Source organism: Sphingobium sp. Ant17, from assembly GCF_000588875.1.
GTDB lineage: Bacteria > Pseudomonadota > Alphaproteobacteria > Sphingomonadales > Sphingomonadaceae > Sphingobium.
Window position 1 is genome coordinate 18402 of sequence record NZ_JEMV01000026.1, and the last position, 18875, is coordinate 37276.

General features: G+C 63.1%; 14 protein-coding genes and 3 pseudogenes. 7 read left to right on the forward strand and 10 right to left on the reverse strand.

Annotated features, from left to right (window positions below; genetic code table 11):
* Positions 1-20: 20 nt before the first annotated feature.
* The 6 genes from BF95_RS12870 to BF95_RS12895 all read right to left on the reverse strand — a co-directional run bounded on the left by BF95_RS12870 (position 21) and on the right by BF95_RS12895 (position 5679).
* A complete protein-coding gene (locus tag BF95_RS12870) occupies positions 21-1415 on the reverse strand; it encodes a lactate utilization protein B (RefSeq protein ID WP_043151801.1) in 1395 nt (464 codons plus the stop codon).
* Positions 1412-2167, reverse strand: a complete 756-nt coding sequence (locus BF95_RS12875) for a (Fe-S)-binding protein (protein WP_043151803.1) — start codon at positions 2165-2167, stop codon at positions 1412-1414. The genes BF95_RS12870 and BF95_RS12875 overlap by 4 nt, the downstream gene beginning before the upstream one ends.
* Positions 2164-3132 (reverse strand): alpha/beta hydrolase, encoded by a 969-nt coding sequence (locus tag BF95_RS12880; RefSeq protein WP_043151804.1) that lies wholly within the window; start codon positions 3130-3132, stop codon positions 2164-2166. Before BF95_RS12880 ends, BF95_RS12875 begins: the two co-directional genes overlap by 4 nt.
* The gene (locus tag BF95_RS12885; protein WP_051520014.1) at positions 3129-3920 is read right to left on the reverse strand and encodes a rhamnogalacturonan acetylesterase; all 792 of its coding nucleotides are present in this window, start codon (positions 3918-3920) and stop codon (positions 3129-3131) included. Before BF95_RS12885 ends, BF95_RS12880 begins: the two co-directional genes overlap by 4 nt.
* A gap of 142 nt (positions 3921-4062) precedes the next feature.
* Positions 4063-4827 carry an SDR family NAD(P)-dependent oxidoreductase gene (locus tag BF95_RS12890; protein ID WP_043151805.1) on the reverse strand — a complete coding sequence of 255 codons (765 nt, stop codon included), beginning with the start codon at positions 4825-4827 and terminating at the stop codon, positions 4063-4065.
* A gap of 24 nt (positions 4828-4851) precedes the next feature.
* Positions 4852-5679, reverse strand: coding sequence for an IclR family transcriptional regulator (locus BF95_RS12895; protein WP_043151806.1), 828 nt, complete (start codon positions 5677-5679; stop codon positions 4852-4854).
* 192 nt (positions 5680-5871) lie between these two features.
* Here BF95_RS12895 and rhmD point away from each other — a divergent pair.
* The 7 genes and pseudogenes from rhmD (at position 5872) to BF95_RS12930 (ending at position 12645) form a co-directional block, all read left to right on the forward strand.
* Positions 5872-7055, forward strand: a pseudogene (rhmD, locus tag BF95_RS12900) (L-rhamnonate dehydratase).
* 18 nt (positions 7056-7073) lie between these two features.
* Positions 7074-7931 carry a fumarylacetoacetate hydrolase family protein gene (locus BF95_RS12905; protein WP_043151807.1) on the forward strand — a complete coding sequence of 286 codons (858 nt, stop codon included), beginning with the start codon at positions 7074-7076 and terminating at the stop codon, positions 7929-7931.
* Complete coding sequence (locus tag BF95_RS12910; RefSeq protein WP_043151809.1) at positions 7928-8677, forward strand: SDR family NAD(P)-dependent oxidoreductase; 750 nt, start codon at positions 7928-7930, stop codon at positions 8675-8677. The genes BF95_RS12905 and BF95_RS12910 overlap by 4 nt, the downstream gene beginning before the upstream one ends.
* Before the next feature lie 163 nt (positions 8678-8840).
* Positions 8841-9742: pseudogene (locus BF95_RS12915) on the forward strand (amidohydrolase family protein).
* Positions 9739-10803 (forward strand): L-rhamnose/proton symporter RhaT, encoded by a 1065-nt coding sequence (rhaT, locus tag BF95_RS12920; RefSeq protein WP_043151810.1) that lies wholly within the window; start codon positions 9739-9741, stop codon positions 10801-10803. The pseudogene BF95_RS12915 and the gene rhaT overlap by 4 nt, the downstream one beginning before the upstream one ends.
* Positions 10803-11840: a glycoside hydrolase family 43 protein gene (locus BF95_RS12925; RefSeq protein WP_043151811.1), complete on the forward strand. Its 1038-nt coding sequence runs from the start codon at positions 10803-10805 to the stop codon at positions 11838-11840. The genes rhaT and BF95_RS12925 overlap by 1 nt, the downstream gene beginning before the upstream one ends.
* Positions 11827-12645 (forward strand): alpha/beta hydrolase, encoded by an 819-nt coding sequence (locus tag BF95_RS12930; protein ID WP_043151812.1) that lies wholly within the window; start codon positions 11827-11829, stop codon positions 12643-12645. The genes BF95_RS12925 and BF95_RS12930 overlap by 14 nt, the downstream gene beginning before the upstream one ends.
* 7 nt (positions 12646-12652) lie before the next feature.
* On the opposite strand, the gene BF95_RS12935 is transcribed toward BF95_RS12930, so the two are convergent.
* From BF95_RS12935 to BF95_RS12950, 4 genes and pseudogenes are all read right to left on the reverse strand, one after another.
* On the reverse strand, positions 12653-13615 hold the full coding sequence (locus BF95_RS12935; protein WP_043151814.1) for a family 43 glycosylhydrolase: 963 nt from the start codon (positions 13613-13615) through the stop codon (positions 12653-12655).
* The gene (locus BF95_RS12940; protein ID WP_235209736.1) at positions 13536-14792 is read right to left on the reverse strand and encodes an SGNH/GDSL hydrolase family protein; all 1257 of its coding nucleotides are present in this window, start codon (positions 14790-14792) and stop codon (positions 13536-13538) included. Before BF95_RS12940 ends, BF95_RS12935 begins: the two co-directional genes overlap by 80 nt.
* Before the next feature lie 13 nt (positions 14793-14805).
* Positions 14806-16303 (reverse strand): annotated as a pseudogene (locus tag BF95_RS12945) (MFS transporter).
* A gap of 95 nt (positions 16304-16398) precedes the next feature.
* Positions 16399-18747, reverse strand: coding sequence for a glycosyl hydrolase 115 family protein (locus BF95_RS12950; protein ID WP_235209739.1), 2349 nt, complete (start codon positions 18745-18747; stop codon positions 16399-16401).
* Positions 18748-18875: the final 128 nt, after the last annotated feature.

Here is an 18875-nt window from a genome sequence, read left to right on the forward strand (position 1 = left end):
CAAGAATGGCGGCACGGGCGTCATGAACGTCGCTCCCGCTGATATTGGGCCATGAAGCTTCGTGGGGCCGGTTTCGGCAGGTCGCGATGTCGCGTCCAACCGCCCGCCAGCGGCATGCTGGCGATCCAACCGCCTTTGCCTAGCAGCCGTATCGCCCTGATCGCGATGCCAGTGCCGAAGCGATAGAGCACCGGGCGCTGCGCGACCCAGGCCCACAGGCCGAGGCCCCAGCGCATCGAGGTTGGCTCTAACCCTTCGCGCCAGCTTTTCTCGCGCCAGCCCTTGAGCAGGGTGGGCAACGGGATTTTGACGGGGCACACTTCCTGGCATTTGCCGTTCAAGGTGCAGGCGTGCGCGAGATCGCGATTGGGTGCCAGACCATCCAGCGCGGGGGTCAGCACTGCGCCCATCGGTCCTGGATAGGTGCCGCCATAGGCATGGCCGCCGATCTGGCGGAACACCACGCAATGATTCATGCACGCGCCGCAGCGGATACAGCGGAGCATCTCCGCCAAGCCTTCGTCGCGCATTTTTGTGCGGCCATTATCGACCAGCACGATGTGCATCTCCGCCGGCCCATCGCGGTCGCCGGGACGTTTGGGGCCGGTATAGAAGGTCGTATATTGGGTCAGCGCTGCGCCAGTGGCGGACCGTGCCAGCATGCGAAGCATGTGGATGGCGTGGGGCATGGACGGGACGATCTTTTCGATCCCGGCGGTCACGATATGGACGCGCGGCGGGACAAGCGATAGTTCGGCATTGCCTTCATTGGTGACGGTGCAGACCGCGCCTGTATCCGCGATCAGGAAGTTGGCACCTGATATCCCGACGTCCGCGCCCAGCATGGCCCCGCGCAATTCGCGCCGCGCGCTTTCGGCCATGGCGGCGATGGTCTCTTCTATGTGCGGATTGGCGTGCTTTGCCTTGAACAGGGCAGACACCTGATCCCGCGTCTTGTGCATGGCGGGCCAGATGATGTGCGAAGGGCGCTCGTCCGCCAGCTGGATGATATGTTCGGCCAGGTCGGTTTCAACGCGACCGATGCCCGCTTCCGCCAGCGCATGGGGCAGGCCGATTTCCTCACCCAGCATGGATTTGGATCGAGCAACGGTCTTTGCCCCCGCCGCCTTGCAGATGTCGATGACGATCCGGCAGGCCTCGTCGGCGGTCTGTGCCCAATGGACCTTCGCACCCGCCGCGGTGGCATTGGCCTCAAACTGTTCAAGATAGGGGCCAAGGTTTGTAATTACATGATCCTTGATCGCGGCGGCGCGGGTCCGGGCAGCCTCGAAGTCAGGAAAAGCGTCGATGGCGATGGCGCGCTTGGCCTCCGCCGTGCCGGCCGTGCGCTCGACCGCGATCTTGAGGATCGGATCGGCCAGCGCGGCGTCGGCGCGATCCGTAAAGCTACTCATACTTCCTCGCCGATCGCCGGGCCGTCGCCCATACCCGCAATCAGTTCGATGGCATGATAGGCGCGCACCTTGCTGCCATTACGGTGGAGTTTGCCCGCCATGTTCATCAGGCAGCCAAGATCGCCCGCCAGCAGCAGGTGCGCGCCGGTTGCGTCGATCGCATCAGCCTTCTCCCCGACGATGGCGTTGGAGATGGCGGGATATTTGACGCAGAACGTACCGCCGAAGCCGCAGCAGGTTTCGGTGCCTGGCAACGGTTTAAGCGACAGGCCATCGATCGCTTTAAGCAGGCGACGGGGCTGTGCCTTAATCCCCAGTTCGCGAAGCCCCGAACAACTATCATGATAGGTGGCGGTGGCAGGCAGGGCGACGCCCTCCGGTTTCCAGCCACAGACCTCATCCAGATAGGCCATCACCTCGAAGGTCTTGGCGGCGACGGCCTGCGCGCGCGCGCGCCATGCCGCGTCATCGTCGAACAGTTCGGGATAGTGGCAGCGAATCGTCCCTGCGCAGGAGCCGGAGGGAACGACAACCGCCTCATAAGGTTCGAGCGCCTCGATCGTCTGCTTCGCCAGGGCCACGGCGTGGGGCCGGTCGCCGCTATTGAGCGCAGGCTGGCCGCAACAGGTCTGCCCCTGCGGCACCACGACGGTACAGCCCGCTGCTTCGAGCGCGCGGATCGCGGCAAAGCCTATGCGAGGCCGCATGACATCGACCAGGCAGGTGACGAACAGGGCGACGGTCTGACTCACAGGCCGTGGCGTTTCGCAAAAGCCATGAAGAGATCCGGCCAGGGCGCAGGTGCGGCGGGCGGGGCCACAAGGCCGAAGCCATGCCCCCCATTTTCGAACAAGTGGCATTCGCTCGCTACCCCCTTGGCGCGAAGGGCGGCGAGCATGGCGAGGCTGTTTTCCGGTGGGACTGCCTTGTCGTCCAGCGCATGGGCCAAGAAGATGGGCGGTGTTTCCGCGCTGACATGTCGGTCGAGCGAATAAGCCTGCATCCGTTCGGCTGTAGGATTGGGGCCGAGCAATTGGGTGCGCGACCCCTGATGCACGAACGCGCCCTCCATCTGGATTACGGGGTACATATAGGCCGCGATGGCAGCTTTGATCGGTTCACGGTCGGCCGAGTCCACCGGCCTGTAGCTATCCTGCGGCGACCGGCTGGTCAGCCAGGCGGCGAGATGCCCCCCTGCCGAAAAGCCCATCACGCCGATGCGGTTCGCGTCGAACTTTTCCCGCGGGGCCAGTGCGCGGATCAGGCGCAGGGCGCGCTGGGCATCCTGCAACGGTGCCTCTGCGCCTGCTGCCCAGCCATCGGCAGGCAGGCGATACAGCAGCGAAAAACAGGCATAGCCCGCCTGCGCGAAATGGCGGGCAATGTTGTAGCCTTCATGCCCGATCGCGACACGGGTATAGCCCCCGCCAGGGATAAGCAGGATCGCTGCGCCATTGGGCTTGGCGGGGCGCAGCAAGGTGAGTGTCGGTGTCACCACATGCGCAAACACGCCGTCATCCGGCCCACTATCGGGGCGGCGGAGGCTTTCAACCTCCTGCACCGTGACCCGTTCGCCGCCCGGCGCTTTGCCGGGCCAAATCGGAAACCGCTCGAACCCCTGGGGCAGAGGGAAGCTTTGCGCCAGCGCGGGCGTTGCGAGCGTCGCGGAGGCAAGCGTTCCAGCAAGGAGGGTGCGGCGGTCGATTGGCGGCGTCATTGGCAATCCGTCCTTCCAAGCGCGGTTGTACGCGTAAGGGCCGGGCGAGACCCAGATATTTTCGCGGAGATCGGAAGCGCAAGGGACTTAAGGCCATCGGCCACCAGGTCGGCCACCTGCCGCGCGCCCAGTTCGCTGAAATGGGTATCATCGCTAATCCCCTTGGGAAAGGCGGCAACACTGTCCTCCGCGCCATAGTGAAGATAGAGTGAGCGGGACGCCTCCGGCCCGGCCCGGTCGAGCCATGCGCGCGAGCGGGCTTCCAGGTCGATCATCTGTGTGCCCGTCTTAACGGCCAGGTCGCGCATCACGCCAGACCATGCGGAAAAATCGGCGACGGCCCGTCCGCCCGGCCCAAAGTTGCGCCGCGCAACGGGCGTGACAAGCACGGGGACACCCCCCGCGGTCCGCACGTCGCGAATAAAGCGCAACAAATTGTCGCGATAGTCGGTCTGCGCCGGTGCCCAGCGGAGAGGTTTGGCTCGGCTCGCATCATTATGGCCGAACTGGATCAGCACGGTGTCGCCGGGCATCATGTCGGCGCGCAAGGCGTCCCACCGCCCTTCGGCTAGGAAGCTGCGAGTGGAACGACCACCCATCGCATGGTTGAAAACGCGCACATCCGGGCCGACCGCGCAGCGCAGCATCGTTCCCCATCCCGTCTGCGGATAGCGCTCCGGTGCGTAGTCAGCCGCGGTGGAATCCCCCGCGATCAGGATAGTGTTGCCGGGTGCGGTGGCGTTTGCGGGGAAGGTGAGGATGACGCCAAGCAGGACAATCTGCACCATCCTTACGGCATAACCAGCGAACTTACGCATTCTGCTCTCCCCCCGTTCGGGCTGAGCTTGTCGAAGCCCAGATTTCGCCAAGCGAGAAAGAAAACCCTTCGACAGGCTCAGGGCGAACGGAGGTGAGGGGGAGCATCACGGTTTACTGCAAGTTCACATACATGCCGCCATCGACCAACAGCGCTGCGCCGGTGACATAGGCGGCCATTTCGGATGCCAGGAACACGATCGGCCCCGCCAGATCCTCCGGCGCGCCCAGCCGACCCAGCGGCGTGCGCTGCTCCATATAGGTCCGCTTTTCGACGTCGGCGAGGTCATCCTTGTTGATCTCGGTCAGTATGGTGCCGGGCAGCACGCTGTTGCAGCGGATGCCATATTTGCCGAGCGCAATGGCGGTGGACTGCATCAGCGAATGAACGCCCGCCTTGGTCGGCGTATAATGGGTCTGATATTCGCCTCCCACCAGCGCGGAGATGGAGGAAACGGCGACGATCGAGCCGCCATGGCCCTGTTTCACCATCTGCTGGGCGGCAGCCTGCACCATGAAATAGGCGCCATGCAGGTTAACCTTGAAGGTGCGCTCGACCACGTCCACGGGCATGTCGAGAAAGGCATGGAAGGGGCAGATGCCCGCATTGCTGACCATCACATCGACCTTGCCGAAGGCGTCAACCGCCTTTGTCACGAAGTCCTGTGCGGTCTGCGGATCGGCAACGTCGCCCTTCACCGCGATGGCACGCTGGCCCAGTGCCTCGATCTCGGCGACACAACTCGCGGCAGGCCCATCGCTATTGGCATAGTTAATCGCCACATCGGCACCATGTTGCGCGGCACTGATGGCGGCAGCGCGGCCGATGCCGGTCGATGCGCCGGTGACGAGGACGGTCTTGCCTTCAAGCAGTTTCATCGGATCGGGCCTTTCTTCGGCTGGTTACCGCCGTGCCGGGCGGTTGGGTGGTTTGACGCCGGGGGTCCAGCCCAGATCGGCGCTGATGGCGTGGGCCGCCGCGCGGACATCGGCGCTCAACGTCTGCATCCGCTCGTCGTCCATATATTGGGCTGCGCTCGACAGGCTGATGGCGGCCACGATCGCACCCGCTGCATCACGCACGGGGGCTGCGACGCAGCGTATCTGGTCCTCATTTTCTTCGAGATCGAACGTGCGCCCCTGCGCGACATAGGCGCGCATCCGGTCGAACCAGAGGGCCGCATCGGCATCATGTGTGCCATCTTCGCGCTCGGCGTCGAACAGCCGCGTCCAGACCGCTTCGCTGTCGTCCAACAGCAGCGCCTTGCCAAGCCCGGTCGAGGTCAACGGATGACGATCGCCGATGCGGCTGGATATTTCGACGCGGCGACGCCCGGCTATCTTGTCGAGATAAAGCGCCTGATCGCCGTCGAGCCGACCCAGATGCACCGTATCTTCGCTGGCGGATGCCAGGGCTTCGAGATGCGGGCGGGCGATCTGCACCACATCGGCCTGCGCTTGCGCCAGGAAACCGAGTTGCAGCAGTTTCGGCCCCAACTGATAGCCTTCGCGCGGCAGGAAGGTGAGGAATCCCCGTTCCACCATCGCGTTGGCGAGGCGGTGAGTGGTCGACCGGGTGAGACCCATAAGTTCGGACAGGTCGGCGAGCTTTACCGGCCCGTCGATCACCTGGTCGAGCAGGTCCAGCCCACGCTGCAAGGTCTGCGACCCGGCGGCTTTCGACTTTTCCTCTCGTTCACCCGATTCTGGATTTGACGTTCTCTGTCTCATCTAATAACACTCTATCCCACAAAATGAGAAAAACAAGGGCGAAGGCGAGGACCAAGCGTGATTCTTTCGAACATGCCCCCCGTGCCTGCTGTCCGACCTTTATCGCCATTTTGCTCAGATTTTGGAAGTTTCTGCCGTCTTGTCCCATATATTGGACGTCGGCGTGGTTCAGGGAGTGTGTGCGTGCCGATCGTGACCTTGCCGAAAATCAAGCATGTCCGGGCCTTCACCGTGCGCGGTGGCGGTGCCGATTATCATGACCAGGGCGAAGGCCACTGGATCGACGACCATATTGCGACGCCCATGTCGCGCTATCCCAAATATCGCCAGTCGCGCCAGAGCTTCGGCATCAACGTGCTGGGCACTTTGGTCGTTGAGATCGAGGCGGAAGATGGCACGATCGGTTTTGCCGTGACGACCGGCGGCGAGCCGGCAGCGTTCATCGTCGAAAAGCATCTGGCCCGTTTTCTGGAAGGCCGTTCTCCCACCGATTATGAGAAAATCTGGGACCAGATGTATTTCTCGACCCAATATTATGGGCGTAAGGGGCTGGTCGTGAACGCCATTTCCGGTGTCGATCTGGCGCTGTGGGATTTGCTGGGCAAGTTGCGGCAAGAGCCGGTCTACCACATGCTGGGCGGCGCGGTGCGCGATGAATTGCAATTCTACGCCACCGGCGCGCGGCCCGATGTCGCCAAGGAACTGGGCTTCATCGGCGGCAAGATGCCGCTGCACCATGGCCCGGCCGAGGGCATCGAAGGCTCAAGAAAAATATCGCCGAGCTGGCCGATATGCGCGCAAAATGCGGTCCCGACTTCTGGCTGATGTGGGATTGCTGGATGGCGCTCGACGTCGATTATGCCACGCGCCTAGCCATCGCCGCGCATGAACATGGCCTCAAATGGATCGAGGAAGCGATCAGCCCCGATGATTATTGGGGCTATCAACAGCTCAAGCGCAATGTGCCCAAGGGGATGCTGGTGACGACCGGTGAGCATGAGGCGACCCGCTGGGGCTTCCGAATGCTGCTGGAAATGGATTGCTGCGACATCATCCAGCCCGATGTTGGCTGGTGCGGCGGCGTGACCGAATTGCTCAAGATCAGCGCACTGGCGGACGCGCATGGCAAGATGGTCGTGCCGCATGGCTCATCGGTCTATTCCTATCATTTCGTCATTACCCGCCACAATTCGCCCTTCGCTGAATTTCTGATGATGCATCCCGGACCGACCGAAGTCGTGCCCATGTTCCATCCGCAATTGATCGGCGAACCCGTGCCGGAAAATGGTCGGCTCAAGGCCAGCGCGCTGGATGCACCCGGTTTCGGCGTCGAACTGAACCGCGATATTGCGATGCACCGTCCCTATACTCACTAAGCAAGAAGCGAGATTGCCATGAAATTCTGCCGTTTTGGCCCGCGTGGCCAGGAAAAGCCCGGTATCGTCGATGCCGATGGCAATATCCGCGACTTGTCGGGCGTGGTCACCGAGCTGACGATTGAGACGCTGGCCGCCGCCAAGGCCGCTGACATCGCGTCGCTGCCGATCGTCGAGGGGACGCCGCGCTATGGCGTGCCGTTGAAGGGCGTGGGCAAGATCGTCGCCATCGGCCTCAATTATGAGGATCATGCGATCGAATCCAACCTGCCGATCCCGACCGAACCAATGATGTTCATGAAGGCTTTGTCGTCGCTCAATGGGCCAAACGATGAAGTAATGCTGCCCAAGGGCGCGACCCATGGCGACTGGGAAGTCGAGCTGGGCGTCATCATCGGGCAAACCTGCCGCTTCGTGAGCGAAGAGGATGCGCTGTCAAAGGTGGCGGGTTACACCCTCGTCAACGACGTGTCGGAACGCTTCAACCAGAAGCAGCGCGGCACCCAGTGGAGCAAGGGCAAGGGGCATGACACTTTCTGCCCGACCGGCCCTTGGCTGGTGACGCCCGACGAGGTGGGCGATTGCCAGGATCTCGACATGTATCTCAACGTCAATGGCGACCGGATGCAGACCGGCAACACCCGCACAATGATCTTCACCGTCGCGCAGCTCATCTCTTATGTCAGCGAATATATCACGCTCTATCCCGGCGACCTGATGATCACCGGCACACCGCCCGGCGTTGGCGAAGGTAAGAAGCCGACTGCCATCTTCCTGAAGGCCGGTGACGTGATGGAACTGGGCATCGCCAAGCTGGGCACCCAGACGCAGAATGTCGTCGAATGGCGGCATCTGGGCGACGAGGTGCTCGGATGAGCGTCTTTGCTGGTCGTTATGAAGGACGCTGCGCCATCGTCACCGGCGGCGCGTCGGGCCTGGGCAAACAGGTCGCCGCGCGGATCGTGGCCGAAGGCGGTAAGGTTGCCTTGTGGGACGTGAACGCCGATGCGCTGGCGGAAACCAAAGCGGAGATCGGCGCGACCCATGTGGTCGCGCTCGACGTCTCTGATCAGGCGGCAGTGGAGGCGGCAGCCAAGTCCAGCGCGGAAGCACTGGGCAAAGTCGACGTGCTGGTTTGCTCCGCGGGCATCACCGGCGCGACCGCGACCCTATGGGACTATCCGCTCGACAGCTGGCGCAGCGTGATCGACATCAACCTGAACGGCCTCTTTTACTGCAACCGCGCAGTGGTGCCGTTCATGCTCCAAAATGGCTATGGCCGCATCGTCAACTTGGCCTCGGTTGCTGGCAAGGAAGGCAATCCCAATGCCAGCGCTTATTCCGCAAGCAAGGCGGGCGTGATCGGGCTGACCAAGAGCCTGGGCAAGGAACTGGCCGGTAAGGGCGTGATCGCCAATGCCCTGACCCCCGCCACCTTCGAAAGCCCCATTCTCGCACAACTGCCCCAAAGCCAGGTCGATTATATGCGCTCCAAAATCCCGATGGGGCGCTTGGGCGAAGTCAGCGAGTCCGCTGCCATGGTCTGCTTCATGGCCAGCGAGGAATGTAGCTTCACCACCGCATCGACCTTCGACACGTCGGGCGGTCGCACCACTTTCTGACACAAGTCGCGCGGCGCGACTGGCCAGCCAAGAGCCAGCGCGCCGCGTTGGAACAAGCCTCCAGTGCCGTTCGGGCTGAGCCTGTCGAAGCCTTCTTCTGAAGAAGTAAGGCCCTTCGACAAGTTCAGGGCGAACGGAGAGATGGGATAAGGAGAGGACGGCCATGATCCCCTTTGTCGATGCGCATATCCATTTATGGGATCTGGCGCATATCCGCTACGACTGGCTCAGCCCGCCCTTCGCCGAGGATGGGCCGAACGGCAGCGTCGAACCGATCGCGCATGATTATGGCATCGCGGAATATCGCGCAGACCTCGCACGCTGGAATGTCATTGGCGCCGTGCATGTCGATGCGGGCGCGGCGGCAGACAGCGCGCTGCGGGAAACCCAATGGCTCGATGGCCTTGCTGCGATCGAGGGGCTGCCCACGGGCATCGTCGCCTTCGCCGCGCTCAACGGCCCGCACGTCAATGCACTATTGTCCGCGCAAGCCGCTTACAGCCGCGTCAAGGGCATCCGCCATATCGTCAACTGGCACCCCGACCCTCGGCGCAGTTACACGCCCAACGACCTGACCATCGATCCGCGATGGCAGGCGGGCTATGGCTTGCTGGCAAAACACAAGCTGTCCTTCGACCTGCAATGCTATCCGGGGCAGATGCCGGGACTTGTCCCACTGATCGAGCGCCACCCCGACATTCCCGTCATCATCAACCATCTCGCATGCCGGTGCTGACCGACGCGGACGGCGTTGGCGATTGGCGGCTGGGCATGCAGGCGCTCGCAGCGCTACCCCATGTCTCCGTCAAGCTGTCGGGCATGGGCTTCATCCGTCGCGACTGGAGCCGCGAGACGATCGCGCCCTTTGTCCGCGAAACGATCGACCTGTTCGGTGTCGATCGCTGCATGTTCGCCAGCGACACGCCGACCGACAAGCTGTTTGGCCCAATCGACCGCTATATGGAGGCCTATCACGCCATCGTCGCGGATTTGCCCGAAGCCGACCGCCGCGCCCTGTTCGGCGGCAACGCCAATCGCCTCTATCGCCTGGGACTTGATATATGATCGGCAATCCTCTTCTCGGCGTCTTGTTCCATTGGCTGGGCGGTCTTGCCTCGGCCAGCTTCTATGTCCCCTATCGCGGGGTGAAGCGCTGGAATTGGGAGATTTTCTGGCTGACCGGCGGTATCTTTTCCTGGGTCATCGCGCCCTGGTTCTTCGCCTCCATCCAGACCAACGACCTGATGGGCGTGATGGCGCAGGTGCCGGGCTCGGTCGTGGGCTGGTGCATGTTCTTCGGCTTCCTATGGGGCTTTGGCGGGCTGACCTATGGCCTCACCATGCGCTATCTTGGCCTTTCGCTCGGCATGGCGGTGGTACTGGGCCTTTGCACTGTGTTCGGCACGCTGATCCCGCCGATCGTCGATGGCAGCTTCATGACGGAGATCGCAGGCACGCTGCATGGGCAGATCGTGCTGCTGGGGCTGGCCGTGACCGTGCTGGGCATCATCGTCGTCGCCATGGCCGGCGCGCGCAAGGATGCGGCGCTCTCGCCTGAACAAAAGGCCGCCGCCGTTGCCGAGTTCGACTTCAAGAAGGGTATCGCCGTCGCCATATTCTCCGGCATCATGTCCTCCTGCTTCGCCTTTGGCCTTGCGGCGGGCGAACCAGTCAAGGCGCTGTCGGCGGCTGCTGGGACAGGACCGCTCTGGACTGGCCTGCCGACGCTGTGCATCGTCATGTTCGGTGGCCTCATCACCAACGCCGTCTGGTGCGGGTGGCTGATTGTGAAAAACAAGTCTGCGGGCCAGTGGCTCGGCGCACCCGACGCAGATGGCAAGCGCGCGGCGCTACTGCCCAATGTCCTGCTCTGCGCGCTAGCGGGGACGGCCTGGTATTTCCAGTTCTTCTTCTACACCATGGGCGAAAGCCAGATGGGTCGCTTCGGCTTTTCCAGCTGGACGCTGCACATGGCGTCGATCATCATCTTCGGCACCTGCTGGGGCTTTGCCTTTCGCGAGTGGAAAGACGCCGCCCCCGCCGTTCGTCGCATGGTGTGGAGCGGCGTGGGCCTGCTGGTCCTCGCCACGCTCATCATCGGCTATGGCAACCGGATGGCGGGCTGATGCGGAGCCTGTTCGCCCTATTGCTGTTGGCGTTCGCGGCCCCACTGGCGGCGCAAGCGCCGCTGCTGACATCGCACCTGCGTATCCATGACCCGTGGGTGGTCGCGGATACCGACAGCCAGACTTATTGGCTGTTCAGCCGCAATGATCCCGCCGTCACCGGCGACAAACGGCTGGGTATCATGGCTTATGTCAGCCGCGATCTTGCGCATTGGGAAAAGCCGCGCATCGTCTTCACCCTCCCCGATGGGACATGGGCCAACGACGGTGCCTGGGCACCCGAAGTGCATCAATGGAAGGGGCGCTGGTATCTACTGGCGACGTTCCATAACGAAGCTGCCGTCATCCAGGCAAAGGGACCGCGTCCGACCTACCGACGCACCACCTTGCTGGCGGTATCCGACCGGCTCGACGGTCCCTTCACCTTGATGTGCGGCGGCGATCCGATCGCCCCTGCTGATGATATGACGCTCGATGGTACGCTGCATGTCGATGCGGCGGGTAAGCCTTGGCTCGTCTATGCCCATGAATGGATGCAAGTCGGCGCGGGCACGATCGAGGCGATGCCGCTAAAGGATGACCTGTCTGCGGCCGGACCGCCGCAACTGCTGTTCCGCGCCGACGAGGCTGATTGGGTGGTAGGGCAAAAACAGCCCGAAGGCGACATCGTCCACGTCACCGACGGCCCCGAACTGTTCAGCACGGCCAAGGGCGCATTACTCATGCTATGGTCGAGCTATGGCAAGGACGGCTATGTACAAGCGCTGGCCCGCTCGACCTCCGGCACGGTGACTGGCCCTTGGGAACAATTGGGACCTCTGGTCGAGCGGGACAGCGGGCATGGCATGCTCTTTCGTGCGTTCGATGGGCGGCTGATGATGGTCGTGCATCGCCCCTTCAAGCGCGCCTTGGCCAAATTCTACGAAATGCGCGACACCGGCGATCGGGTCGAGGTGTTGCGCGAAGCGGTGGAACTGGATGGGGAAGCCTATCCCACCCATGGCTGCCCGATGGGAGCGCAAGATGCTGGGTGCTGATCAGGTCTGGCCGCTGCATGCCGCAGCGACGGGTAGATTCATGCTGGAAGATGACGCCGCGCCGCCGGAGAAAGCCGTGGTCACAGCAGTCGAACGCCCCGTCCTGCTCGGCTATGCGCCCGATCGCCCCAATGGCCGGGCGATGCTGGTGCTGGGCGGGGGCGGCTATGTCGCGCTGATGGCGGGGCGCGAAGGCGTCCAGGTCGCACGTTGGCTCAACCAACTGGGCTATTATGTCTTCTTGCTGATCCATCGTTTTCCCAATGCGCAAAGCGGCCCATCCGCCCCGCTCGACGACGCGCATGCGGCAATGGCGCTTGCCCGCGCCAGTGGGCATGCAGAGCAAGGGTTGGGTGTCGTGGGCCTGTCGTCGGGCGGTCATCTCGCTACCTGCCTCGTCGCCGACTATCCGGCGGCCTGGGGCAAAGCCGCTCCGCAGCTGCCCGATCTCCTGGTTATCGGCTATGCTCCCATCTCGACCAATGCAAAGGGCCGAACGGTCGTCGCCGATAAACCGCCATTGCCGCCGGTTGAAAAACAGGCGCTCTACGATGTACTGCAGCCCGACGCCCAACTGCTGCCCGACCCACCGCCGACCTTCATCGTCTATGCCGGCAATGATCCGGTCGTCCCTGTCGAGAATGCCCACCGCCTGCATGCAGCATTGCGCGCCGCCGGGGGATCGGCCGAACTCCATATCTTTGCCGATGCTCCGCACGGCTTTGCGCTGGACACGGCGGACATGCCGGTGTCGATCTGGCCAACGCTATGCGAAGCCTGGCTGCGGCAGGTCGGCTTTCTGTAACCTACAATCAGGGTTTCAGCGTGACCGGCACCGGCGCGTTACGATCGACCGAAATAAACCCGTCGCGTTCGACCAGTTCCGCGATCTGGAGGACGCTGCGGCGTTTCCAGTCGGGATTGGCGCGCGCTTCATCCTCGCCATCCTGATGGACGAAATAGAGGATATAGGCCCGCTCCCCCGCCACGATGATATCGGGGTGCTGGCCCTTGGCGCGATCGGTGGAATGGATGCCGGGGACGCCAAGGATATGGCCCTCCTGCCTCGTCCATGCTTCCGCGTCGTCGGACCGCATGACCAGCAACCCTTTCCACGCGTCGGAGATCAGCCACCAACGCCCCCTCCAGCGAAACGTCTTGGGGCCTTCGCCCGGCGTGTCGGTCAGGCGCTTACCAACCGTCCAGTGGACCAGATCTTTGCTGTCCGCCGTACGGATTGCCTTATTCTCGCGTTCATCGTTGAAGAAGAGACGATAGCCCCCGTCAGGCAGCGCTATGACGCTCGCATCGATCACCCGGTCAGAACCAAGGTCAAGCCGCTCGCCGCATTTCCATGTCGCTAAGTCGGGACTGGTCAGGTGGACGATGAAGCGCGGCGCGCTCCAGTCGCGAAAGACCCCCGGCACGACGGTCAGCCACATATGCCATTGTCCGTCGAGAAACTGGACTTCGGGTGCCCAGAGCGTCTCGCCGGTGCAGCTTTGCGGGATGGCAGCCGTGCCGCTATAGCGCCAATGCGCGCCATCCTTCGACCGGGCGGTGCCGATGGCGGTGCCATGCACCCAGCGAACGTCCTTGGCATCATCCATCGGCAGATCGGCGCGACGGTTGGTGTAGAACATTACCCATTCGCCGCTGGCCCGGTCATAGACGGTCGAGGCGTCGGCCGCGCCATCATGGATGGGGTCGCGATAGAGCGGCTTGGGCGCAATCGGCCCGCTGGCGGCCGCGAGCAGGAGCAGCGCAGCGATCATCGAAACAGGCGCAGATCGAACGCAGCCGCCATCGCCGCAAACCCCGCATCATTAGGGTGCAGCGCGTCGCCCACATCATAGGCTTCGCCATCCGCGCCGGATCGGCGGGGTCGGCGATCGCCTTGGCGAGATCGACCATACCATCGGCTTCGTCGGTCGTGCGGATCCAGTCGTTGACGGCGACACGGACAGCGTCGCCCTCTTCGCTCCAATAGCCAGCGCCCTTATAGGGCAGGATGGTGGCGAGGATGACCTTGACCCCATTGCCCTGCGCGCGCGCGATCATCTGGCGATAGGCACCGATCAGGTCATCAGCGCTCGGCAAAGGGCTTTTCTGCGCCTTCGCCGCGCCGATATCATTGACCCCTTCCAATATCACCACATGACTGACGCCCGGCACCGCCAGCACATCGCTATCGAAGCGCGCGAGCGCATTATAGCCTTCGCCTTCGGACAAGAGGCGGTTGGCGCTGATCCCCGCATTGGCGATCGCGACGTTTTTTCGTTCAGCCTTCTGGAATCGTTCGGCGAGCAGGTCAGGCCAGCGCCGGTTGCTGTCATTGGTCGCGCGCACGCCGTCGGTTATGGAATCCCCCAGCGTGACGATGGTGGGGGCAGGCCGGGCGGTTTCTACTTCCACGGCGGACAGGATGAGGCGCGGCCCGATGGTCGTCGCCCCGGTCAGGCTGATCGCGGCGGTCTGGTCGCCCGGCGCGATCCAGTTGGTGGCGGCGGCATAAGCGTGGACCGTTGGAGTGGCTGCGCCCTGCGGCAAGTGGATGCTGATCGTCAGCCGGGTGAGTGGCTTAACCGGCAAGTCGATCGGATCGCTCAGCAACGGCGCGCGCGGGGAAAGCGTCGCCCCCTGCACGCGGTTGAACGCGACGACGCGGTCCGTGCCCGGCAAAATCGCGCCATCCTCCCCGGCCAGCGCGACATGGACCGCCCCGATCGTCAGCGGCGCAACCGCCATTTCGTTGGACAAGCGCAGGCGGATGCGCGCGCCGCCATTGGACAGGCGAACGACCTGCCGCACCGTGCGGTCAGTCAGGTCCGGGCGCTTATCGGCCGGTGCGCTCCAAGCCAGTGGCGCGGCCATCCAACTGCGCGACCAATGCTGCGCCTCGACGGGCGTGGCTGTCAGGGCTAAGGCGGCAAGAAGCAGGAGAGGGCGCATGATCGATCCTTTGTCAGCGGGCGACCGGGTTTCTGCCCCATAGCTGGTCATAGCGCCAGCCCGACAGATCCTCGACGATCCGGCCCGCGTCTGGGCTCGTCGGGGTCCGCCCGCCGCCCCGCAGATGCTCAATCTCGGTCATCAGGACATCATGGGTCGCGGGGCTGAGGCGGAAGCGGGTGGATACGAGGATACCGAAGCCCAGCATTCCCACCGTGCCGATACCCAATAGCAAGGCGATCGTCAGGATGGCGTCATAGCTTTGCACGGGCGCACCGGAAACGAAACCACCTGCCTGCATGATGAACCCCACGCCCGCCACGGCCGCGGCCTGTGTCGCCTTGCGCACGAAGGTCATGACGCCGGCAAAGCTGCCTTCGCGCCGCTGGCCGGTGACGATCTCGTCCACGTCCGCCATATAATTATAGGTCGCCCAGGGAATATAGTTGAGCGCACCACGGCCGAGGCCCGCCAAGATGATAGGCAGCCAGATCATCGGGCTGCTCGCTGCGATGCCCAAAACCCACAAGCCAATGAGTGTCAGCGCACCCGCCGCGAAGCTGGCCGCCGCAATCTGATAGGCGCGCGACGGCGACGCCCGCAGCGCCAGGTTGATCGCGATAATGACCGCCACGAACTGGACGATATACATGGTGCCGAGCAGCCCCGATGCGATCGCCATCGACCCCGTCAGCGCAAAGATGACGAAGAAAGTGAAGGCCGCGTTGAAAATGTCCTGACTAATATAGCCACCCAAATACATGCCCAGATGCAGCCGGAACGCCCGAATACGCATGGTGGAAAAAAGGTTGCGATACAGCGCCTTGAACGCCTGCCCCATGCCAGCCGTCGGCGCGGCCTGCGTCAGCGCAACCCCGCCCGGCATATGCCGTTCCCAACTGAACAGATACAGCAGCCCGGCCGTCAGCATGAAGAGCGCGGCGAAAATGATGCCCATATAGAAAAACGTGTCGGCACTATCGCGGCCCAGCGTCGTGATCAGCCAGAGCGGCAGGAAGCCCGCCAATATGGCCGACGCCTGTCCGAACAGGATGCGCGCGCCCGCAAAWTTTCGCCTTGGTCTTATAGTCGCTCGACATTTCGGCGGCCAATGTCTCGAACGGGATGATCTCCATCGCATAAACGAGTTCGAACAGCACATAGCTGATAAGATAATACCAGAATGTCTGGCCCGGCAGCCACATCAGCGCGAAGCTTGGCAATAGCGGGATCGCGGCGAGGATAAAGAAGCGTCGGCGACCGAAACGCTGGCCAAGCCGGGTGCTGCCGAAATGGTCGGAAATATAGCCGATCATCGGTGAAGCAACGGCATCGAGGATGCGGGCTACCGCGAAAATCGTCGCTGCCTGTCCAGCGGACAGCCCGCAAAACTGCGTGTAGAAGATTAGCACCCAGCCGGAAATGACCGCCATCGACCCTGCGCCCAGCACATCGTTCGATCCATAAGCGAGATAATTGCGCAGGCGGACGGGGCGGGTTTCTGGCAGCACTGCTTGTCTATCCTCAGCCTTGGATCGTGCCACAGTCTTTCATGCTGGCACTTGGTTTAATACCATATAGTGAACTTCTATCACGCTATCTGAGATTAATGCAAGCCATCTGTCGCTGGAACCGGCGTAAAACGGACGGCCTCGATCATCACGCCCGGACCGGCGGACTGCAAGGTGATGCGATGCGCGCCTGCTGGGAGATCAACCGGCACGGCAAGCGCGATGCGATTGTCGAGTACAGCCTTTGCCCAGTCGCGGTCGCCCGTCTGGCGCGGGGCTTCCAGCCGACGCGCGGTCCCGTCGATGGCGATGGTCATGCGCAATGGATCGCCATCCCGGTCGGCATAGGTTGGCAGCACATCGACAAAAGCGCGCCATTGCCCGGCGGGGAGCGTGAAGGTCGCACTGACAGTGCCGATCTGACCAGTGGGCACAAGGACAGCGTCATGCCGTCCGAGGCCGTCGCCCAACCGCCAGCCTGTGCGGAGCGCGAATTGCCGTGGCGTGAGCACGGGATTGGTTACGGCTGGCGCCATCGTCGGCGCGGATGTAGGTGAGGCTGAGACGTCAGGCGCGGGCAGGATCGGCGGGATCAGGCGATAGCTGCGCCACTGGCCGTCAGCCGGTTCCACCGCCATCATGCCGCGCCATTTGCCGTCGGCAATCTCCTGATTATACCGCTGTGTCAACCCGCGCAGGGTCGCATCGGCCGCATGGGCGATCATGCCGCGTCGGATCGCTTCAGCCAGGTTGCTGTCTCGCAGCCGGTCATGCGCTTCGGCCGCAAAGAAGCGGCGATTAGCGGCGGCGGATGCGGCGACCGGATAGGTCAGCAATTCGAACAGAGCGTCGCGGCGATCGGCGGCGACATGCGGTTCCAGCGCGGTGGCTGCCTGTTCCATGGCGGCGAATTCGGCGAGCCGGTCGTCCGCTTTCGCGATCGACAACGGGCTTTGTTGCGCCTTTTCACCAGGTCGATACCATTGCAGATGTTCAGGGCGGCGATCGAAATTCAGGCGGTGATAGGCACGCCATATGTCGGCGACCGGCCGGGCCTGCGCCGCGTCGATATTCTCCGCCGCCCAGCCTTTGACGAAATGTTCGATCGTCTGGCCGCGGGTGGCCTCTATGTCCCAGGCGAGGCTCAGGAAATATTCCGTGGCCAACTCGGCGGGCTTCAAGTCACCCACATTGGCAACCCACATTTGACGCGCGCCCCTGTCGAAGGCTCGGCCCATTTCCTCGCGGATCAGCGCGGGCGGCGTCGTGGAGAGCCAGAGATAGGAGAGCGGCGCGCCAAGATAGGAGAGATGGTAATAAATAGCCGAACCACCCGACCGCGCGCGCTCCGCCTTATCTGGAAAATGGCGGATATAGCCGAAATTATCGTCGGGCCACATCAGCGTGACATCATCGGGCACCTTGAGCCCCGCGCGGTAGATGTCGAGCACTTCCTCATAAGGGGTAAAGACTTGTGGTGCGTTGGCTATGCCTGCACGATCCAGCATGCCACGCTGGTCGGTGATGATGCGCTCCAACGTGGCGCGGCGATCCGCGATGGTGGATGGGCCGACCATGCCACTGTCGTGAATGCCGCGCATGCCGAGCGTCCATATGCTCTCATAGCCTGCATTGGTGGCGACGCGATCAGCCCAGTAACGCTGCACACCGTCCGCATTCTTCACATAGTCGAAATCATCCGGCGGTGCGGTCCATTCGCCGACATTATTGCGCAGCATGGGTTCGGCATGGCTCGACCCCATGACGATGGCGTAGCGTTCCGCCAACGCGGCGTTGGCAGGATCCGCGTTGAAGGGCTGTGTCACCTTGTGCATGGCAGGCCAGAGGAGATTGGCCTTCAGCCGTAGCATCAGTTCGAAGACCTTGGCGTAGGTCTTGGGACCAAGTGGCTTTTCCTGCGGCGCATGGGTCGTGGCAGCCCAGGGGACTAGCCCCCAATCTTCGTCATTGAAGAAGATACCGCGATATTTGACCGAAGGCGGGCCGAAGCGGCGCAAGCCTTTGGCGACATGGAGGTTGGCCTGATGCCGGGGCGTGACATCGGCCCACCAGTACCAGGGCGAAACGCCAATTGCGCGCGACAGTTCATAGGCACCATAAGCCGTCCCGCGCCGATCCGACCCGATAATCACCAGGGCGCGAGCGACGCCGGGGCGGGGCTTGTCGACGCTGGTGATCAGGAAACTTTCCCAGGCACCCTTCAACGTGCCGGCGGCGATGCGGCGGTCAGCGATCAACCGGTCGATCGCGGCATTTCTGCCCAGTGTGCCGATCCAGATCTGCGTGTCGCCGCCGGGCGTTGCTTGTGTGACGGTGGCAAGGTCGCGGCGCAGGTTGGCAGCGGCGATGGCGACGACATCATGGTCGGCAGGATCGGTGACGACCAGGCGCGACGCGGCCCTGCGCCGCCAGCGTGAGATCACCAGTACGCGGAGACGCCCGCACCCAATCCCGTGCCGCTGCCATCGGCGTGACACTGAGCAGCGCGAGCAGGAAAAGAAAGCGCGCTATCATCGCGATGCGCGAAATGCCGCCAGCGTCGCAACGCTGG